The 21,255-nt window shown below is 40.7% G+C and carries 17 protein-coding genes; 1 reads left to right on the top strand and 16 read right to left on the bottom strand.

The features are described 5' to 3' along the window. Positions 1 to 183: 183 nt before the first annotated feature. The 14 genes from nifJ to B5771_RS09730 form a co-directional block, all read right to left on the bottom strand. Positions 184 to 3,711: a pyruvate:ferredoxin (flavodoxin) oxidoreductase gene (gene nifJ / locus B5771_RS09795; protein WP_088187365.1), complete on the bottom strand. Its 3,528-nt coding sequence runs from the start codon at positions 3,709 to 3,711 to the stop codon at positions 184 to 186. Between the two features lie 264 nt (positions 3,712 to 3,975). Continuing rightward, positions 3,976 to 4,785, bottom strand: a complete 810-nt coding sequence (locus B5771_RS09790; RefSeq protein WP_047808583.1) for a CoA-transferase — start codon at positions 4,783 to 4,785, stop codon at positions 3,976 to 3,978. Then, positions 4,785 to 5,759 carry a CoA transferase gene (locus B5771_RS09785; RefSeq protein WP_088187364.1) on the bottom strand — a complete coding sequence of 325 codons (975 nt, stop codon included), beginning with the start codon at positions 5,757 to 5,759 and terminating at the stop codon, positions 4,785 to 4,787. The genes B5771_RS09790 and B5771_RS09785 overlap by 1 nt, the downstream gene beginning before the upstream one ends. 60 nt (positions 5,760 to 5,819) lie before the next feature. After that, positions 5,820 to 6,968: an acyl-CoA dehydrogenase gene (locus B5771_RS09780; protein WP_088187363.1), complete on the bottom strand. Its 1,149-nt coding sequence runs from the start codon at positions 6,966 to 6,968 to the stop codon at positions 5,820 to 5,822. Between the two features lie 47 nt (positions 6,969 to 7,015). Further along, a complete protein-coding gene (locus B5771_RS09775) occupies positions 7,016 to 8,374 on the bottom strand; it encodes a thiolase family protein (RefSeq protein WP_088187362.1) in 1,359 nt (452 codons plus the stop codon). Positions 8,375 to 8,671: 297 nt separating this feature from the next. Beyond that, the gene (locus B5771_RS09770) at positions 8,672 to 10,762 is read right to left on the bottom strand and encodes a sigma 54-interacting transcriptional regulator (RefSeq protein ID WP_088187361.1); all 2,091 of its coding nucleotides are present in this window, start codon (positions 10,760 to 10,762) and stop codon (positions 8,672 to 8,674) included. 329 nt (positions 10,763 to 11,091) lie between these two features. Next, positions 11,092 to 11,475 (bottom strand): desulfoferrodoxin, encoded by a 384-nt coding sequence (locus B5771_RS09765; RefSeq protein ID WP_088187360.1) that lies wholly within the window; start codon positions 11,473 to 11,475, stop codon positions 11,092 to 11,094. A gap of 23 nt (positions 11,476 to 11,498) precedes the next feature. Further along, positions 11,499 to 11,660, bottom strand: a complete 162-nt coding sequence (rd, locus tag B5771_RS09760) for a rubredoxin (protein ID WP_047808577.1) — start codon at positions 11,658 to 11,660, stop codon at positions 11,499 to 11,501. A gap of 356 nt (positions 11,661 to 12,016) precedes the next feature. Then, a complete protein-coding gene (locus B5771_RS09755; RefSeq protein ID WP_088187359.1) occupies positions 12,017 to 13,174 on the bottom strand; it encodes a UxaA family hydrolase in 1,158 nt (385 codons plus the stop codon). 18 nt (positions 13,175 to 13,192) lie between these two features. After that, on the bottom strand, positions 13,193 to 13,480 hold the full coding sequence (locus B5771_RS09750) for a UxaA family hydrolase (RefSeq protein ID WP_088187358.1): 288 nt from the start codon (positions 13,478 to 13,480) through the stop codon (positions 13,193 to 13,195). Positions 13,481 to 13,798: 318 nt separating this feature from the next. Further along, positions 13,799 to 14,617 carry a GDSL-type esterase/lipase family protein gene (locus B5771_RS09745; protein WP_172408232.1) on the bottom strand — a complete coding sequence of 273 codons (819 nt, stop codon included), beginning with the start codon at positions 14,615 to 14,617 and terminating at the stop codon, positions 13,799 to 13,801. A 43-nt stretch (positions 14,618 to 14,660) separates the two neighbouring features. Continuing rightward, a complete protein-coding gene (locus B5771_RS09740) occupies positions 14,661 to 15,785 on the bottom strand; it encodes a DHHW family protein (RefSeq protein ID WP_242966811.1) in 1,125 nt (374 codons plus the stop codon). 71 nt (positions 15,786 to 15,856) lie between these two features. After that, on the bottom strand, positions 15,857 to 17,263 hold the full coding sequence (locus B5771_RS09735; protein WP_088187355.1) for an MBOAT family O-acyltransferase: 1,407 nt from the start codon (positions 17,261 to 17,263) through the stop codon (positions 15,857 to 15,859). 46 nt (positions 17,264 to 17,309) lie between these two features. Continuing rightward, positions 17,310 to 17,789, bottom strand: coding sequence for a DUF4358 domain-containing protein (locus tag B5771_RS09730; RefSeq protein WP_088187354.1), 480 nt, complete (start codon positions 17,787 to 17,789; stop codon positions 17,310 to 17,312). Between the two features lie 315 nt (positions 17,790 to 18,104). Between B5771_RS09730 and B5771_RS09725 the strand changes: the two genes are divergently transcribed. Continuing rightward, on the top strand, positions 18,105 to 18,998 hold the full coding sequence (locus B5771_RS09725; RefSeq protein ID WP_172408231.1) for a GDSL-type esterase/lipase family protein: 894 nt from the start codon (positions 18,105 to 18,107) through the stop codon (positions 18,996 to 18,998). A 113-nt stretch (positions 18,999 to 19,111) separates the two neighbouring features. On the opposite strand, the gene B5771_RS09720 is transcribed toward B5771_RS09725, so the two are convergent. Then, positions 19,112 to 19,954: a GDSL-type esterase/lipase family protein gene (locus B5771_RS09720; RefSeq protein WP_088187352.1), complete on the bottom strand. Its 843-nt coding sequence runs from the start codon at positions 19,952 to 19,954 to the stop codon at positions 19,112 to 19,114. A 260-nt stretch (positions 19,955 to 20,214) separates the two neighbouring features. Next, entirely contained in the window at positions 20,215 to 21,231 is a 1,017-nt protein-coding gene (locus B5771_RS09715; RefSeq protein WP_172408230.1) for a 3D domain-containing protein, read from the bottom strand. Positions 21,232 to 21,255 lie beyond the last annotated feature (24 nt).

The raw sequence follows: 21,255 nt of genomic DNA, 5'->3' as shown, positions 1-21,255 counted from the left end.
AAAAGAGAACGTTACAAATAAATCTAAGGTTAAAGCAACGTCCTCACTCTTCAACTAATCGTGAGACTCCCACTTCAAGTTGGAGTGGCTCCCGTTCTCTGCTTCGGTAGGGGAAGAGTCCCCCACCGAAGCCTCGATGTTCAGCTTTAGCTGAACAAGTTCACTTTACTTATAAACCGGTTTTCAATATTGCATTTCTGCAAAACGCTTTAAGGTTTGATATTTATCTCGAGCATGACCCTCAGCAACATCGAACATTTCCTGTGCGACATCCGGGAATACGGTTAGCAGAGAAGAGTATCGAATTTCGCCTTTGAGGAAGTCTTGGAAAGAAGCCGTTGGCTCTTTGGAGTCGAGTATAAATGGGTTCTTCCCTTGATCTTTAAGGCGGGGGTCAAAGCGCCAGAGATGCCAATAACCAGCTTCGACAGCTTTTTTCTGCTCAAAAATACTTGTTCCCATTCCTGATTTTATCCCATGGTTTATGCAAGAAGCATAGGCAATAATGATTGAGGGGCCATGATAACTTTCGGCCTCAGCAATCGCTTTAATTGTTTGATTCATATTCGCTCCCATGGCTATTTGGGCAACATAGACATAGCCATAGGTTGTGGCAATGAGGCCTAAATCTTTCTTACGGACTCTCTTACCTGCTGCTGCAAACTTGGCGATCGCTGCCGTCTGCGTAGCCTTTGAGGATTGTCCGCCGGTGTTGGAATACACTTCCGTATCCATGACCAGAATGTTTACATCATCACCGCTGGCGATGACATGGTCGATACCGTTATAACCGATATCATAAGCAAAACCATCACCGCCGAAAATCCAAACGGAAGGTTTAATGAGATAATCTTTCTTTTCTTTGATTTCACAAAGAAGCGGATTACCTGCAGCATCTTCATTCTCCATCACTTCAAGCAACCGGGCAGAAGCTCTTTTTGATCCTTCACCGTCTTCCATATTATCAAGCCATTCACGGAAAGCGTCTTTGAGATTATCGCTTAATGCGCTTTCTAATCCTTGGCGCATCAATTGAGCAAGCTTTGCTCGAACCTGTTTAGAACCTAAGTACATACCATAGCCGAACTCGGCATTATCTTCAAATAAAGGATTCATCCAAGCGGGGCCTTTGCCTTCGGCATTAACCGTATAGGGAACCGAAGGTGCACTGCCTCCCCAGATTGAAGAACAACCTGTGGCATTAGCAATAATCATCCGATCACCAAACAGCTGGGTTACCAGGCGAGCATAAGGTGTTTCACCACAGCCTGGACATGCTCCGTGAAATTCAAGCAGCGGTTGGGCAAATTGACTGCCTTTCAGGGACTTAACATCCATGAGATGACGCTTTTCAACAACATTTTTAATCGCGTATTCCCAATTTTCGGATTCCATTTCTATTTCATGGTCAGCAGGTTTCATGACAATGGCTTTACCCGGTGCGGGACAAACGTCAGCACAGTTTGCACAACCGGTACAATCGAGGGGAGCAACCTGAATTCGGTAGTGGTAACCTTCCAGCCCTTTGCCGATCGGTTTCTTAGTTTTGAAAGTATCTGGAGCTTTCTCGAGTTCGCTGTCATCCAAGAGGAAGGGACGGATCGTTGCGTGAGGACAAACATAGGAACACTGATTACATTGGATACATTTATCGATTTGCCATTCAGGCAAGTAGACGGCAATTCCTCGTTTTTCGTAGCGTGTAGTGCTTAAGGGGAAGGTCCCATCCTCCACCCCAACAAAGGAACTAGTCGGCAAGTCTTCTCCTTCATGACGCGCCATAGGCCTTTGAATATTTTTAACAAAATCCGGTTCATCTTTAACAGGCATTTCCTCCTCCGGAACTTCAGCCCAGGAAGCAGGAACCTCCACTTTATGTAGAGCTTCAATTCCGCGATCCACAGCCTTATGATTCATCTCTACGATGTTGGAGCCTTTTTTGCCATAGACTTTCTGAATAGAGTCTTTGAGGTATTTAATAGCGTCCTCAACAGGGATGACCTTGGCTAATTTGAAGAAGGCAGCCTGCATGACCATGTTAATCCGCCCGCCAAGACCAATTTCCCCAGCGATGGAAATAGCATCGATAATGTAAAAATTGATATTGTTCTTGGCGATATATCGTTTTAAAGAAGCCGGTAAATGATCTCCGATTTCTTCAGCACTCCAAGGACAGTTTAAAACAAACGTTCCGCCTTTTTTTAAACCCTTAAGGATGTCATAGTGATAAATAAATGACCTATTATGACAGGCAATATAGTCAGCGTCAAACACCATATAAGAGGATTTAATCGGTTTCTTGCCAAAGCGCAAATGAGAAATCGTTGTGCCACCGGATTTCTTACTGTCATATTCAAAATACCCTTGAACGTAAAGATCCGTATTATCACCAATAATTTTGATGGCACTTTTATTAGCTCCAACCGTACCATCAGAACCGAGTCCCCAGAATTTACAGCGTATAGTACCTTCCGGCGAGGTGTCAACGGTCTCCTCGATAGGTAACGAGGTATTGCTCACATCGTCAATAATGCCAACGGTAAAGCGATCCTTAGGCTGAGCCTTCTTCAAATTCTGATAAACAGCGATTATCTGTGACGGAGTGGTGTCTCTGGAACCCAAACCATAACGCCCGCCCACAATTATGGGTTTTGAGGATTCATGATTAAAGATCTGAACAATGTCCAGGTATAGAGGTTCTCCCGTCGAACCAGGTTCTTTTGTCCGATCAAGGACGGCAATTTTTTTAACAGATTTAGGTAAAACATCAAAAAAGTATTTTTTGGAGAAAGGCCGATATAAATGTACTTTTATTAGCCCGACCTTTTCTCCCCGCTGGGCTAAGAAGTCTATAGTTTCTTCAATGGTATTGCAGACAGAACCCATGGCGACAATAATCGTTTCCGCCCCAGGATCACCGTAATATTGGAAAGGATGATACTCCCGTCCGGTTACTTTCTTAATCTCTTTGAAGTAATCTTCAACAATATCTGGAACGGCTTCAAAGAAAGGATTGGAAACTTCCCGGCCTTGGAAATAGATGTCGGGGTTTTGGGCTGTACCTCTGAGAACAGGGTGATTGGGATTTAAAGCTCTATCTCTAAATTCTTTAATCTTATCATAATCTACAAGCTTCCCAATCTCATCGTAACTTGTCGTTTCTATTTTTTGGACCTCATGGGAGGTTCTGAACCCATCAAAAAAGTGCAAAACCGGAACCCTTGATTTAATGGCTGCAAGATGAGCAACAAACCCCAAATCCATGGCTTCTTGAACGTCATTTGAGCAGATCATCGTAAAACCGGTTTGCCGGGCAGCATTAATATCTTGATGATCACCAAAGATTGATAAAGCATGAGTTGCCAAAGCCCTGGCACTAACATGGAATACTGCCGGCACCAGATTTCCGGCCATTTTATACATCTCGGGAATCATAAGCAGTAATCCCTGAGAAGCAGTGTAGGTTGTCGTCAGGGCTCCAGCTTGAAGGGAGCCATGAGTTGCGGCGGCAGCCCCTGATTCCGATTGCATTTCTACAACTCTTACAGGTTGATCAAATAAATTCTTCTTACCGTGGGCAGCCCATTCGTCAACCCCTTCTGCCATTGGGGAAGAGGGCGTAATTGGGAAGATCGTTGCAACCTCAGTCAGAGCATATGATGCTTCTGCTGCAGCTTGGTTCCCGTCCATTGTTTTCATTTTCTTAGCCACACTGAGAGCCTCCTCTGAAAAAACTTTAAATCTGGTCCAAATTAGTATTCGTCATTGAAAAACTCTCATACATGATTTATAGGAAAAATAACAAATTCGATATCCATTTAATACTGCCTAAGCGAAAAAGGCTGACATATCTCCGCCCAGGAAGATAAGTCAACCTCTTCTTTTTACCTCTATTATCAAATCCTAAATGTCCCTCTTTTAGCGAGCATGGACACCCGTTGTTCACATTAGACCGAACAAGTTCACTGTGAGCACTTATTTCATAATGATTCCTTCAGGATCGATGACTTTGTAGAGCAAATCCAATTCTTCGTACGTAGGAGTCAGCGTTTCTCCCTGACATCGGGCAATATTAAGCTCGAAACTGCAGTTCTCCCGGCATTCCTCAGGCGTGAAACCTGGATGAACGGTATCAAGGTACATTTCGCCCTGCTCGTCAAAACGGTAGACTCCCATGTCAGAAATCACAGCGGCCGGACCGCCATTAAAGGCCGGGCCATAGACTTGTTGTTTGGGAACCCATTCTTGATCCGGCCAATGAGGAATTTTCCAACCCGGAGAGGTAATATAGCTGACTCTCTCTACGAAGCGCCGTTTTTGACCTAACTGAGGCATAATTAAAACACTTCTCTTCGCCAGAGAGTGTATATCCGAATTTCCACCACTGCCGGTAAGTCTTTTGCCTGTAGGGCCGCCCATGAAGGTGCAGTTAACGTTTCCATAGCGGTCAACTTCTGCCCCTCCCAGATAAGCCAGGTCAACTTTACCTGACTGGAGCTGCCCGAAGACATCCGTTAAACCATCAGCCACAGCCGCTTGATAACTACAGCGGGCATCGGCTACCGAGGTCGGCAGATCAATAGGTCTGCCGTCAATTGAACCTGACTCATAAATGCATACAGCTGTAGGGGCTTGAGTATGCTGAGCAACCATGATTGCTAACATCGGCAAACCGGTCCCTGCAAAGACGATTTCACCATCCTTTACTTCTCGAGCAGCAGCACAGGCTAAAAGATCCATGGGCTTAAATTCGCCGGGTTTAGAATATCCTTTTTTGCTCTCCATTATCTCGACCCCCTTTTCATTGTCGAAGAATAGCCTAGAGCAGGATTGGCTCTGAGGGATTCTAGGCGGTTGATTCCCAGCTTATTAAGATATTCCTGAAAATCTTTGACACCAAAGATCCATTCCTCAGCCCATTGGTCAAAGCCTTCTTGAGTCCGAGTCGCTTTAAAAAAGCTGGCGATAAATTCACCGTCCGGTTCATGTACCCCGTATAACCCCGTTGGGTGAGCACCCCAAGGCAACTCAACAATATAGTCAACCAGGTATCCCGGCAGCATATTGCGGGTTGGTTCCCGCCGCAAGTATTCCTCTGGAACAATTTGTTCTGTAATAATAATATTGTGCTTCGAAGCTTTGATAACTTCCTGGTCGCTGAATTTTAACCCCTCAACTCTTACAGTTCCTTCATTACCTGCCATCTGAACATGGGTGATGCACCAGTCCGGATTAGCAGCAGGAACAAGGATAATCTCAGAATCTGTGAAGGGCTCTTTATACATCATGTATTTATGCTTGCCGATATGACGATTGGAGCCATTACGAAGTCCCGCTTTACCAAGATTATCATTCTCCGGATTCAACATATCGCAGCCCATAGCAGAATAGGTCGGCAAAAAGGGGAGACCTTTTGCTCCGGCAGTTAACCGGTTTAAAATATGAATATGGGCCCAATCTTCGTATAAAATTTCGCCCTTTTCAATCCTGCGGGCAAGATTGCTGCCAAATTTCCCATAAAGTTCATGCCCGCACCAGCTCGATTCCCATATGCCAACGCAGCCGGCTCCGACAAGCATATCATCATGTGTTCCACCATTAACCTCTACGAGATGAAGATTCCGCTTCTTCTGGCGAATCAATTCATAAATAGCAGCCATAGGACGACGCCAGACTGTAAATCCTCCGAAGGTTAACATATCCCCGTCATTGATCTGCCCGATAGCTTCTGTAAGGCTTACAACTTTAGGTCTAGCCATGACACAACCCCCTCACTGTTATTTCATTGCTTCCTTCAGTGCACGCAAATCCCAATTAATCTAAAAACGGCCGATGACTTCCCGTCCGATAATCATACGCTGAATTTGGTTAGATCCTTCGTAAATTTGGGTAATTTTAGCGTCTCTCATCATGCGTTCGACCGGGTATTCTGAGCAATAGCCGTATCCGCCCATTAATTGCACACAATTGGTAGTAACCTCCATGGCAGTATCTGTGGCGAAAAACTTAGCCATTGACGCTTCCTTGTTATGAGGCAAGTTATTGTCTTTGAGCCAGGCTGCTCGATAAATTAACATTTGGGCAGCCTCAATTTTAGTGGCCATTTCAGCAATCATGAACTGAACACCTTGATTCGCTGCCAGCGGTTTGCCAAATTGTTGTCGTTCTTTGATGTAGTTATTGGTATATTCCAAAGCCCCTTCAGCAATGCCCAGGCCCTGGGCACCGATTGTTATACGGCCGCCGGCCAAAAGCCCCATGGCGACAGCAAAGCCGTTATTGATCTCTCCCAGAACATTTTCTTTAGGAACTTTCACGTTTTCAAAATTCAGTTCCACCGTCGGTGAACCGTGCATTCCCATTTTCTCAACAGGCTTGCTGATGGTAAACCCAGGAGTGTCCTTTTCAATGATTAAGCAGGTAATCCCTTTGCCATTAGGCTGGGAGGGATCAGTTTTAACAAACGTGCAATAGGTTGTTGCCTGACCTCCATTGGTGATAAATATTTTGCTGCCGTTAACCAGGAAATGGTCGCCCCTATCTTCGGCCCTGCATTTCAGCGAACCAGCGTCCGATCCGGCATTAGGTTCGGTCAGTGCATAAGCCCCGATAATCTCACCAGTGGCCAGTCTTTTGAGATATTTTTCTTTTAGCCGCTGACTCCCATATAAGTAAATACTCATACAGCCTAAACCCGTGTGTACGCTCGTAATAACTGCCGTCGAAGCACAGGCTTTGGCTAATTCCTCAACAATAATTGCAAAGTCGAGATAAGTACCGCCTCCACCGCCCCATTCTTCCGGAACAGGAAACCCTGTCAATCCCAGTTCCCTCATTTTATTCCAAGTTTCCATGGGAAATTCATGGCTCTTGTCAATTTTTTCGGCCAATGGGGCAACCTGACTCTTGGCAAACTTCCTTACCATGTCCCTGACCATTAAAGTTTCATCGCTGAGCTGAAATTCCATCCTAACTCCACTCCAATCTTTTTTGTAGCAGTGAACTCATTAAAGCCTTAGTCTGCATCCACACGAATCAGCATGGCGTCGCCTTGAGCATGACCGGCACAAATTCCACAAACCCCATACCCTCCGCCGCGACGTTTTAGTTCATAGGCTAAGGTCATGACAATCCGAGCGCCTGAAGCCCCAATGGGATGACCGTAGGCAATAGCCCCGCCGTTGACATTAACCTTTGCAAACATCTCTTCCTTGGTCATCCCCAGAATACTCCTGGCGCTTACGAGAACCACGGCTGCGAAGGCTTCGTTGATTTCGATAAGCTTTACATCTTCTAGCGTCATATTGTTTTGTTCCAGAACCTTCTTGATAGAAAGGCCGGGAACTGTGGCAATGTCCTTCGTAGGCTGTGACACTTCCGCATAATCCACTATGGTAAAGAGAGGCTTAATTCCTAATTCATCAGCTTTAGCGCGGCTCATCAGCAGACAGACGTCTCCCCCATCATTCGTACCGGGTGCATTACCGGCGGTTACACTCCCTGGCTTTCCGGTTACGGCACTGACATGATTGAACACCGGTCCAAGCTTAGCCAAACCTTCCAGGGTAGAATTAGCACGCGGCCCTTCATCCTTTTCCAGAACTTCCTGACCCTTTTTGACAGCAACGGAAAAAACTTCATCATCAAGCTTTCCGGCAGCCATGGCTGCTGAAGCAGCTAATTGGGAACGAAGTGCCCATTCGTCCTGTTCTTCGCGGCTGTAGCCGAATTCATCGGCTACTTCAGAACCATGAATAGCCATATGCCGATCGTAAATCGAATCCCAAAGACCATCTTTAACCATTAAGTCTTCACAGGCCGCATTAAGCAGACCCATCTTCTTGCCGCGTCTCATATCAGGAAGGGCAAAGGGAATGTTGCTCATGCTCTCTTGTCCGCCGGCAATGACGATGTCCGCTCTTCCCAGGGCAATCATTTGCGCGGCTAAATCGATGGTTTTCACACCCGAAGAGCAAACCTTATTCACCGTAATCGAGGGTACATGTTCGGGAAGTCCTGCCAAAAGAGTGGCCTGGCGGCTGGGAACCTGCCCGCAGCCGGCCTGAACGACGTGACCCATAATGACATAGTCAACATCACCAGGGGCGACCTTGCCTTTAGTTCTATGGATCACTTCTTTAATAGCTAAAGCTCCTAACTGAGCAGCATCATACTCGCCTAAAGCCCCAAGAGATTTACCATATGGAGTCCGGCAAGCTTCTACACATACCACCTCTCGTTGTCGTGCATAGGTATTGCCGATTTTCCGTCCCATAGTCGAATAATCAGGCTTTCGTTCGCCATAAGCACAGATTTTCGCATCTTTGTAGTAATTTTTTCTAACTATTTTTAGCTTTTGCACTTCCTTAGGCATCTGTCTTCCTCCATTCAAATCCCTTATTATTTTATATGTCCGAATCGTAAGAATTATTTTGCAATTACTGTGCCAGTGAAAACTGCAGGACTTTATTATCTCAAATTCAGTTGATCCATCAGCCTATACCGTTGCTAATCATGAACTTTTAACTCTCAAAGTCGCTATCTTTGCACATGTTGACTTCTGAGAGGACAAAAAAATCGTCCCGAAAGCGGACACATCTGTTCAAAGTGTGTCCGCTTTCGGGACGACAGGAGGTACTTGAAAGTATGAAAACCACTAACGGGGATATAACTAGTTTTTCAGATTATATTTATTCAGTTTATCATAAAGCCTAGATCGACTAAGGTTAAGGATTTTGGCTGCCTTTGTCTTGTTCCCGCCGGCTTTCTCTAGTGCTACGATAATCATGTTTCTTTCTATACGGGCAATCTGATCTTGATGGCGGATCTCGCCATTATTTATCTGACTTTCAGAGGAGCTGTTGCTTAGAATTTGATTTGGCAAATGAGTTAAACGTATTAAACCGCTGCGTGTATAATTAACAGCCCTCTCAATAACGTTTTCCAATTCACGTATATTTCCCGGCCAGGAATAGTTTAAGAGGGCTGCCATAGTATCATCGGCGATACCCTTAACATTTCCTTTAAGAATAGTATTGAATTTCCCGATGAAATAATGGGTTAAAGGTTTAATATCTTCCCAACGCTCCCGTAAAGGAGGTAAATGCAAATTGATAACATTTAAGCGATAAAAAAGATCGGCTCGGAACTGACCTTCAGAAATGGCTCTATGAAGATTTTTATTCGTTGCCGCAATAATGCGGACATTGACTTTAATGCTTTTGGTACTGCCTAAACGTTCAAATTCACGATCTTGCAAAACCCTAAGCAGCTTCGATTGTAAACCAAGAGGCATGTCGCCGATTTCATCTAAAAAAAGAGTACCGCCATCGGCAATTTCTATTCGTCCTTGTTTTCCGCTCTTTGCGGCCCCCGTAAATGCCCCCCCTACATAGCCAAACATTTCTGCCTCCATTAAATTTTCTGGAATGGCCGCACAGTTTACCTTTATAAAGGGACCCTTCCAGCGATCACTACAGGCATGTACAGCTTGAGCCACTCCTTCTTTACCTGTACCGCTCTCCCCAGTAATTAAAACAGTGGAACTGCTTGAGGCAACAATCGTTATTTCTTCCTTCAGCTTTTTCATTTCGCTGCTCTCAGCAACAATATTATTCAAAATATCTTGAGCAGTTTTGTTTCTCTGTAATTCTTCCTGAAAAAAAGTTACTTTGTTTTCCAGTAATCTTATTTTATCGGCGAGTTCTCGAACTTCAGCAAGTTGAGGAAATACTGCTTTACCTACTGCACCCACAACCTCGCCTTCTCGAACAATGGGCAAGCGGGAAACAATAATCGGCTTACCCTGAATTGTCATAACGTCACTCGTTTCCGAAACACCGGAACCAGCTACTAAATGAAGCCTGCTTTCCGCCATAATTTCCGTAACATGTTTTCCGATCATTTCTTTGGAGGGCAAGGCTAAAAAGTCTGCCAGAGCCTGATTAACTAATGCGGTTTTTCCCTTTTCATCCACCACAATAATACCATCATGAATAATATTTAGAACTGTATCAAAAGTCTTGTTTAAAGCTTTGACCGTCTCTAATTCTTTAGCAGCCTGCTCTAAATCTGTAAGGTCTTGAAAAATCACAATTCCTCCGGCGATGCTGCCGCCAATAATTAAGGGAGTTATGTTAACAATCATGGTAATGTTGTCATGCTTATATTTTAATCCTATTTTAACCTCACCATTGACCAAAGCCGGAGTTAAGTCCAGATTCGGTAATAGCCTATTACACCCGCACCCAAGATAGTTCTCAGACTTTAAGCCTAATATACGGCTGGCGCCAATATTCAGGTGTGTTACTATGCCACTGCTGTCAACGGCAATGACACCATTGTGCATGGAATCTAGAATAGCTTTTAATTGACCATTAAGCAGTTCAGATTGCCTAAATAAAGTCATAACCATATTCGTCTTACATAAAAGGCCAATTACTTTTCCTTCCTTGTTGACGACAGGAACAGAGCCCACAGGACTCACTTTTACAAAATCCGCTAACTCTTCGTCGGAGATATCATCGGAAATACTAATCACTTCTTTGATCAGATACGGGTCGACAATGTCTTGATGGGTTGCTCCATTTAGGATTGCCCGATAAAGACTGCTCCTGCTAAATATACTCACAAGACTTCCTTTTCCATCTAACACAGGGATAATTGCAATTTTTAAATCCATGAAAATCCGCACAGCTTTGGCAATCGTGTCGCCAAGGATTAGATATGAAATTCGCTTATTAGTCCCTTCCCGCAGGAGCATATCTGATCACTCCTTTAATTTTTACTCAAACTGGTTTCTCCTTGAGAAATTTGAGAAGTTTGCGCAAATACCGTTTATGGTTTTGTGTGTTCGTAAATTTTCTATATATTCTTACTATTCTATACTCTCTAGATATTCCCTGCTCCCTTACTTCTATTATAAAAAACCATCGAGTATCACCATAAACACGTAAAGACCCTCTTTATAAGTTTACTAAGTTTTTATAACTCCAAGCAATATTTTCTCATTTTTCTCATTTCTTTAAGAACCACAATCAAAATAACAGACGGAAATTAATCCGTCTGTTATTTTGATATATCTTTATCCAGTTACTGAACATTTTTCCATAAACCATGTATTGTACAGTATTCTCGTACTTCCAGGACTTCTAAAGCATTAACTTTAAACAATGCTTCAGGTGGATCATTGGGCGTAAGTTCCACTCTTAGTACTTGATCTTTTGTTAACACCTCAATAAAGCGAATAAAATGTTTTTCTTCCATTGGGTGAGCAACACTGCCAACTTTTACTTTTACCCAGCCAGCAGACGGCTCGATAACGGGAATATGCTTTTCAGTGCTGGCTTCAGTAACACCAGCTTCCAATTTCTCCATGGGCTGATGACAACACACTAAGGCAGGTGCTCCTGGATTCACTACTTCAACCACATTACCACAAATACTGCACTTATATAATTCTCGCAAATTCGTCATTTCTTATCCCTCCAAAACAATCGTTAATCAACAGGTTCAAATTGATCTTTGCTAACGCCGCATGTGGGGCAAACCCAATCCTCTGGAATGTCTTCAAAAGAAGTGCCCGGTGCAATTCCCGAATCAGGATCTCCTAAGGCCGGATCATAAACATAACCGCAAACAGTACATTGATATTTTTTCATTGTCTTTTCCCCCTTAATATAATGATTTTAAGTATTAAGCTGATTAGTAATTAATAAGTGTTAACTCATTTACCTTGTTCTTATTTTATAATTAATTTAATTATAAATCAATAATTAAATTCGATTTTCTTTGAAAAATTTTTCGATTTATTTCGACATAGAGTAAATAATGTTTTAGGATTTACCAATAACTGTTTCTCTATTCATCCATTGGTGTCTTGCCATAAACTCAAAGTACCGACAAAAGAAGGATTCCCACATCGCGGAACCCTTCTTTGCAAAAATATATTCAAAGAGCCTTAGTTCATATCAGATATTTCGAATTTCTATCCGGTTATTATTATTTGCCAAGGCCATTAATAGGTCGGAGCAATTTTATAAATTCCAAACTCCTTGTGTCCAAGACTTTCAGCCTTTGGCATATGCCCGTTAGCGACTTCAACGACCATCTCGTAGATTCTTTTTCCAACTTGTTCAATTGTTTCTTCGCCGGAAATAATGGTTGAAGCATCAATATCCATGTTATCTTCCATCATTTTAAACGTTCGCTCGTTGCCCGTGATTTTAATGACCGGAGCAATCGGACAGCCTGTTGGAGTTCCCCTCCCGGTAGTAAAGATAACGACGGTAGCTCCGCCGGCAACCATACCGGTAATTGACTCGATATCCTGACCGGGAGAATCCATAACGTATAGACCCTTGCCCTTGGGAACTTCACCGTAGGCCAAAACATCCTGAATAGGGGCATGTCCTGCCTTATGGATACAGCCCAAAGATTTTTCCTCAATCGAACTGATTCCGCCGGCAATGTTTCCCGGTGTTGGTTGGCCGCCGCGTATATCGACGTTCAGAAGTTTTGCCCTCTCTTCACATTCGCGGACATAGCGGATTAATTTTTCTCCAATCTCCGGCGTCTTACAGCGACGAGCCAAAACGTGTTCGGCGCCAATAAATTCTGTGGTCTCTGAAAGCATAGACGTACCGCCTGCAGCAACAAGCATGTCTGAGGCAATTCCACAAGCCGGATTAGAAGCTAAGCCGGAGGTGAAATCAGAACCGCCGCATTCAATAGCCATAACCAGTTCACTAACGTCTATTTTTTCAGGCTGTAAATGGGCAACTTTGCGGGCGAGTTCACCGGCTTTACGGAGTCCTTCAGCCGTGGCTTTGAGTGTCCCGCCAACTTCTTGAATTACTATTACCTCCACTGGTTTCCCTGTAGCGGCAATTTCATCAGCGACCTCGCGAATAGGAACACCTTCACAGCCAAGTCCGACGACTAGAACTGCTGCAACATTCGGATTCTTACCAAGGCCAATCAATGTGCGAACAGTTTGTTCATGATCAGCCCCGATTTGACAGCAGCCATGCTGATTGGGAAGAGCTACTGCTCCGGGAACCTGAGCTGCTATATTGGCTGCAACTGTACTGGAACATACTGCCGTTGGAATTATAGCAATATGATTACGTATGCCTACTTTACCGTCAGGACGTCTATATCCCAAAATCTCCATCATAAAACCCTCCCTTTTTCACTTATCTCCACGGCCGCGCAAGCTTTCCATGTTATGAACATGAACGTGCTGGCCGACTTTAATATCTGTAGTTGCGCCTCCAAGGCTTTCTCCGTATTTAATAACCTCTTCACCTTTTTTAATCTCGCGAATAGCCACTTTATGACCAAGGGGGATATCCTGAAGAAGAATTACCGATTGTTCTTGCTCTCCTCTAAAATAATGAATTTCAGTACCCGATGTAAAATCGTCCACTAAGGTGGCTACATTGTCTTTAACATTAATCACCACTGCTTGTTTTTTCAAAGAGATTCACCTCCAAATTAATACCTGATCTATTTACGCAAAAACCATGCCATATTTTAATGGTTGTTAAAATTGGGATCCACTCCCACTTGTAGAAGGGGGAATCTTACGATTGGATAAAGTATTTGGAGCCAAGAATAGTATGCTTTGCTCCTTGATTACATCACAGCAAAAGCAGCACCACTTTATAATCCAACAACTTTGCGTTGCAAACTAAAACGATGCTGCATTATACAACAATTTATACAATACCACTATTACGCCCAGTTCTAAATATAGCAAAAGTGTGTTAAAAGGACCGTCCCCCTGACACTCCTGTTACTTAAGAAGGTTCTCCAGATAGGTTAGCCACATACGATAGAAATCCGATTTAAAATGAATGCCATCGCCTTCGTACAAGTTTTTATTGCTGTCATTCAAGATCGAGCTTAAATTAACATAGTTTACGTTTTCTTTATTTGCCATCTCAAGGAGTCCGGTATTGCATTCTTTAATATGAGCATTGTTAAGGTGGGGGTTTTTAACAATGTTCTCCAAAACAGGAAGCATTGATGTGACATAAATTTGGGAATTTGGCAGGTTGGCTTTCAATTTTTCTACTAACTTCGTATAGTCGTCTACAAGGACTTTGCTTGAAGTTCTGTCATCTGCCTCATTTAAACCGATAAGTATAAAGACACGCTTAGGCTTAAGTGCTATAACTTTATCAGCCTCGTCAATGCCTTTAGTAATACTAAGACCCATTTCTGCAATAACTCTGCTGTCATCTAAATAATCATAAAATGATAATCCTTCCGTTATAGAATCACCAAGGAAAGCATCATCCTTAAAGAATTCTTTAAAATCCGAGGTCTGTTGTGCCGCAGACTCATTGGCAGAAGTTATAGGCTGCGATTTTGTCTCTTGCGCATCAGCAGTATTGGGAGAGCTTTTTTCAGCGGTATTTGTAGGAGCTGTTGATTCTTTGTTTGAGGAACCCGGGATAGTATTGTTGCCTGTTGCAGGACTCTGAAGAGAACCTGAAGCCTGAGCTTTATTAGAACCAGCAAAAACAAAAATTGATACACCTGTGACAACCGCAACAAAAATTATCAGTCCCAGTATTATTGGCCAGCGTTTTAATTTTTTAATATCCATAAGCCCTACCCCCATACCCAATAGTTGTCTGAAAACTATTAATTTAATTGGATGAGTCATTATAAAATGTATTTACATTATATAAAATGAGCAGATCATTGATCTTATTCGTTGTAACTAATTTACTTATGTCATCTTCATAATACCTTGGATCAACAATATAGATTTCACTATAATGACTCATGAGAAAAGGAATTAAGCAGTTAGCAAAGGAATCTTTAACTATTAAAAGCTTTTTCCCACCGGGTACACTGGTCGTTATTTTTACTAGACCGTAATTCCCGCCAAAAAATACGTTGTACTTGTCTTTTGTCTGAAGACTTTTCATATCATAAATAGTATTGGTAACTTTGTTCAAATCAACATAGTCCACTGTATAACTTTTTTCATCTTTAGGAACGTATAGTTCAATACTATCTGGTTTTAGAAATTGATAACCGCTTTTTGATGCCAATGAACCCAGAAAATCATCAGTGACATCCTTAATATTATAATAGCTTTCAGCATGAGCCTTGAATCCCATATACTTCGAAAGCTCTTGATAAGCATAATAAGCGCCCTTCGACGTCCAATGATGATCTGTTCGGTAGAAAATGTATTCATTTTTTTTGGAATTCAAGGTATCAGATACATCAACAAATTTTATACTTTTATCAAGTAACTGCTTCGTTTGCTTAAGAGCCGCCGCTTCACTGTCCGTTGGAGCATATGCCGGAAGATAATCCTTTAATATCTCTGCAGTCGTCGGAACCATCATTAAATACTTGTTTGCCAAGGGAGCTTGAGCCGCAATCTGATTAATGGTGTCAAGTTTAGACTTAAAACTTCGGGTACTAGGTTTAGTGTATGTTTGAATTAAGTAGTTATGTTGACTTAAGAATACACCATTACTTTCATTTTTAAGGAATAATCTTTCACAGTCAGTTTTAATTCCGATCCACAAATCTCTTAATACGAATTGGTCTTCGATGTACTTCTCATACTCTTTAGTAAACCGTCCTTGAAAGAGATTTTCCAAGGAGAAGACAGGCTTCTGTTCAAGGTCCCTATTTTCTGTTTCAGAAAAGGTTTTAATCGGTGATATTAAATTGAAGAAAACAAGTAAGACGATATATATACCCATGAAAATTCCCAAAAAATATTTATATGATAAACTATAATTCTTCAAAATAATTCTTCTTTCTCCAAAATTACATAACTATCGCGCATAGTTAACTCAACTTTCAAGCGAAAGTTGAGTTAGAATCTGAAATATAAAAATGGATTATAGCTTTCATTAACTAAGTAGGCAGTACATAATACGACAATAAGCATATAGGCAATAGGAATAGCAATGGTTCCGGTTACTTTCATAGTCTTCTTAAATTTATTCAATAAATTACGCATAAGAGGTGTGGAACAAATGGCGAGTATAACAAACAATATGGCATTAGTATAGAGATAGTATAATGAATGCCCATCAATCAGTTTATTAGCTCCAATCCCAAACATTGTTCTAATAAACCCTAACCCTTGAGTTAAGCTGTCAAACTCAAAAAATACCCAGCCTACAATGACAACCAAAAGTGTATAGACATGACCTATAAATCTGGGTTTATTGTTAAGCCATTTTAATAAGAAGAATTTTTCTAATACTACAAAACTTCCAAAGTATAAACCCCACACAATAAAATTCCAGTTAGCTCCGTGCCAAAAGCCTGTTAAAAACCAAACAACAAACAAATTTCGCAGTTGTTTCCATTTACCTTGTCTGTTTCCCCCAAGAGGTATGTACAAATATTCTCTAAACCATGTACCGAGTGATATATGCCACCTCCGCCAAAACTCCGTGACAGTCCTGGATATATAAGGGTAATTAAAGTTTATATTTAATTCAAAACCAAGCATCTTGGCAAGGCCGATAGCCATATCAGAATAGCCGCTAAAATCAAAGTAAATTTGAAAGGTGAAGGAAATAATTCCTATCCAAGCTGTGAGAATAGATATTTCCCCCTGCGGAGTTGCCTTGATGCTGGTCCATAAGATGCCAATATTATTAGCAAGCAAAACCTTTTTAGCTAGTCCGATAATAAAAAGCTCAAGGCCATCTAAAAATTGAACTAAGTTTTGTTTTCTGTTGTCTATCTGCTTTGAGATATCAATGTACCGTACTATCGGCCCGGCAACAAGTTGAGGAAACATAGTTACAAATGTAGCATAGGCTAAAATCTTCTTTTGTGCAGGGACTTTTCCTAAATAAACATCGATAATATATGACATAGACTGGAATGTATAAAAGGAAATTCCCAGAGGTAAAGGAAGACTTTTAATCGTTAAATTAAGATGAAATAAGGCCGAAACGTTGCTGACAAAAAAACCATAGTACTTAAAAAAACTTAGCAGGCCAAGATTTACTACTAAAGACGCAATTAAGCCCAATCTTTTTATAACGATATTCGCAGAATTTTTTTCAATAATCAGCCCATTAGTATAATCAAAAACTATTGCGAAGAGCATAATTACTATATAGACAGGTTCTCCCCAAGCATAAAATATTAAGCTGGCAAGAATTAAAACAATATTTCTTAGAGACTTTGGTACGATATAATACAAAAGAAGAGTAATGGGCAAAAATTTAAAGATAAAAAGCAGACTACTAAAAACCAAATTGCCACTTCCTAAACGAAATCAAATTAAATTAGATTTAAAAACACTAATTAAGCACTTGATCGATTGCACTGGAAATTTTGTCAGCGTCTTTGGAAATAATTAAGATAACAAAATCCCCCTTAGCTTTGACGATATTATGCTGAACAAGATATGTCTCGTCAGGAAGATATCCGCCGAAGTTCCTTTCTTGCTTATTGATGCGTTTCTTAATTTGGTCTTTAATACTTTGAATATCATTAGAATTTTTAACTTTGAAAATAGCTAATTCATCAGCTTTTATATTAGAAGATGCCGTGTAAAGTGCGAAATCAGAAAGTTCGTCACTATTTATGCCATATAACTTCTTTAATTCTGCAGCATCTGCGACTCTCATTTTAGAAATATCAACTGTTTGTTTGACTTTCTGAACTATATCTGCCGCAGAAGGGTCTTTAGCCGCTGCTGTTTGCGATGAACCACATCCAACTAAGGTTATGACCGTAATTAACAGCATTAAAGAAATAATTCCAAACTTTTTCACCATTTCCCTTTATCCCCCGTTTTCGTAAATAAGTACCCAAATTTCTTGGTAATATGTGAATAAACTCATAAGTATAGGCTATATTAATCTGAAAACCTTGTCAAGACGCAAATTATTACAGAATTATTACAGTATGTTTAAATTATTATTACGGTGAATTTTCCAATTCTAATCTTGATTTAGAAGTCTCGTAATAGTATATTTATAGCAAAATATCGCAAAAAAGCTATACGATTCTTCAGGGCAGTATAATCTAAGATGACGATGATGACGATGTTAGATACTAGTTCTTTGTTCAGAAAGGAGGATATAACAATAATGTATATATCTAATCCTGATTTAGCAACATTACTTCAATCCAGTACTCTTAATCAAGAATCTTCCACCAAAAGCGAACTGCCTGCATTTCTCAATTGCTTTGAAACATTTTTGCAATACGAACTTTTACATACTGAAGACTCTTCCGGTCTATTTAACTCTAATTCCTCAAGCTTTGGTAATTCAGATAATTCCTTCCCTAATATATTAAGCGCCAATAATAATATGCGCACGAATCAGCTTTTTACTAATTTAATTGCCCATACCATTCTCGAACATGAAACCGGTTCGCTGCCTTTGGAAGATAAAAATCAAGTTGCCCGAATTTATTCACAGAACCAGCCCATATACTCCACCTCATCTAACAGCAATTACAATAAAATATTTAATAATGATGTGTTTTTAGGAGATTCAATAACGAAAGGATTATCTGCCTACAAACTGTTGGATGATTCCAAGGTCTATGCCCAAGTTGGAATTGGTACTGACAAGGTTAGACAGTTGGTTGATTCGGCGGCAAAACAGAATCCGCAAAGAGTTTTTATTATGTGTGGAGTTAATGACGTGGGAAAATATACAAAGGCCCAATTTGCTCAGCACTATACCGACTTAATAAATACAGTCAAGGCCGAATGCCCAAATGCCAAAATATATGTACAATCTATTCTTCCTGTGCAAAATCAAGCAACTCAAAGAAATCCCTCTTTAAATAATGTTAATATTGACGAATATAATTCGGCAATCTTCCAGATAGCCAATAATGAAAATGTTGGATTTATTAATCCTTCATCTTTAGTTAACTTTAATCAAAGTTACTATGCCAATGATGGCATACACTATAAACCGTCTTTTTATACGTCTTGGTTAAACTTTCTGCAAAACAATGCTCTATAGCGATATCCTGATTACTCAAAAGAAGCCGCTGCTAAACGACTGAATCGTTTTATAGCAGCGGCCTTACGTTTGCATGGAGATCCTTTTTAAAATTGCTCTAACCAGGTTGAGAATTATAATAGTTGTTTAACATTATTTTTAATCACCGCAATCCAAAGGGGATACAACTCTGATTTAAAGTGCAATCCATCTGAAAGAAGTAAATTTGTCGCATTAGGAATACTCTTGGAAATATCCAAATACGTTACATCTTCTTCAGCAGCTACAGCTTTTACAATCTTATTCAGTTTTTGCGGTTCTAAATTCCTTTGCGGTTGATCAAGGGTACTCTTCATAGGCATCACAGATTGCAAAATAATTTTGGACTCGGGGAACATCTTTTTTGTGGATTCTATTAATTCTTTATACCATTTTTGGTAAGAACGCATATCATAGCCAAAATCGTTTGCTCCAAACATCAGGAATACATAATCTACCGAACCATTACATCGACTCCTGATTATATTGCTGTTGTCTCCCAAAAGTTTAGCCCCTTCATAAACATGAGCCCCAATTTTGGCATAAACGTGGTCCTGTTTTACTACAGTATTGTGAGATTTCTTAAATCCGTATGTTATTGAATCACCGACAAATATTACATTTGAAAAGTCGGCCTTTATTTCTCTGCTTGGCACTATAGTCGATAATGAAGATCTCGATTGAGATTCGGATTGAACAATAGTTTGAGTTGAGGGCGCAGAAGCGGGGATTGTTCTGGTTTTAGTCTGGGTCTGGGTCTGGGTTTCCTTTGCTGTTGAATCAGGAGATTGCGTGGGATTGTTTGCTTTTCCAGCCCTTAAGGGCAAGAAAAAGCCAAAGATCAATAAAAACAACAGCCCTGTAACGATCGTGGCTTTTAGCGATAGGGACCAATTGATAGGTTTCTTTAAGTATTTGTACTTTCTAAAGCTAGTCATTTATCCTACAACTCCTCTCGCGAATTGTGTAACATCAATCGCTTTAGACCTATGAAGCGTCCATAAACAAAGCTTCTGTATCATTTACATATTTTACCATATATGGATATTGATGTACTAGCCTTTCTGCATTATCTTTACCGCTACCTCTTATTGTTTTCCAAACATGCTTTAAAGCCAAAAAAACTCTAGCTTCCTGCTAGAGTTTTCATAATCCGTACTTATTAGAACCATTTCGATTATACCCGCTATGGGATGATTTAAAGAATATATACTTTTACATATTTAACAGCCCATCTGCGAGCTTCCGCAGATGTATCAAAGAAAACATCAATCCAATTTCCTCGAATTGCCGTACCGGTATCAGCGGCAACGGCAAAGCCATAACCTTCGACAAAAACTTTAGTCCCATAAGGTATAACGCTGGGGTCTACGGCAATCGTGCTGTATCCGTCCGGATTTCTCACTGCCATTCGTCCAGAACTAGTGTAAGTACTGCCAACACCATGAACAGCATAATAGGCTGTCGACTTAACTTGAATAACTTTTTTATAATCAATTTGTTGTCCGCCTCTAGATACAGGCATTAATGGAAAGGTGCCGACAACTACAATTTTATCAACGGGCTTTTTCGTGAAATGCTCATCTATAATTTTCTTTGAAATCTCTTTACCGTTTTCATAGATTGTATCAAAAATAGTTTGTTTTTCTCCATTTTGTCCTTCTTGCACCGTTTGTTCATAGGTATTAGGCAAACTGCTGTCAGGCCTTCTAATAGTATTATAGGCAACCGTATCCAGGGAAGAAAGAGTCTTATGCTCAACTCTAACCACATCAATCTTTATCCCATTGTACAATTTAGCTTCTTTTTCAGGGGTAACTTTATCTTCCGAACCTACAACGATTCCTTGAGAGGTTAAGAAGTCTTTGACATTATCCTCAGGAGAGTATTTTGTAGTTTCTTTCCCTTCAAGGGTTAAATTTACAGCGACGGCATGTTTTACAGTTATGGTCGAATGATTAGTTACTTTCGAATCCAGCGCTGGAGTAACTTTATCATAAGGAGATATTTTAACACCTTCGCTAAATAACACTTGACTTACATTAGATTTATAGGTAATGACACTTTTCGAATTGCCATTAATAATAATGCATACGGATTTTCTTGTGATTAAAATAATAATCACAACAGCAAAAAGTGCTGTTAACGTTAAAGGTAAAATAGTTTTAAGTAAATTTTTCTTGTTAGATTTAAGATCACCCCTAATCTTTGTCAAAAAATTTAAACATTTGATTCTTAA

The sequence above is a fragment of the Desulfosporosinus sp. FKA genome, assembly GCF_002196785.1.
GTDB lineage: Bacteria > Bacillota > Desulfitobacteriia > Desulfitobacteriales > Desulfitobacteriaceae > Desulfosporosinus > Desulfosporosinus acididurans.
Note: the sequence above shows the minus strand (reverse complement) of the source record. Positions and strands in the feature narration are given on the sequence as shown.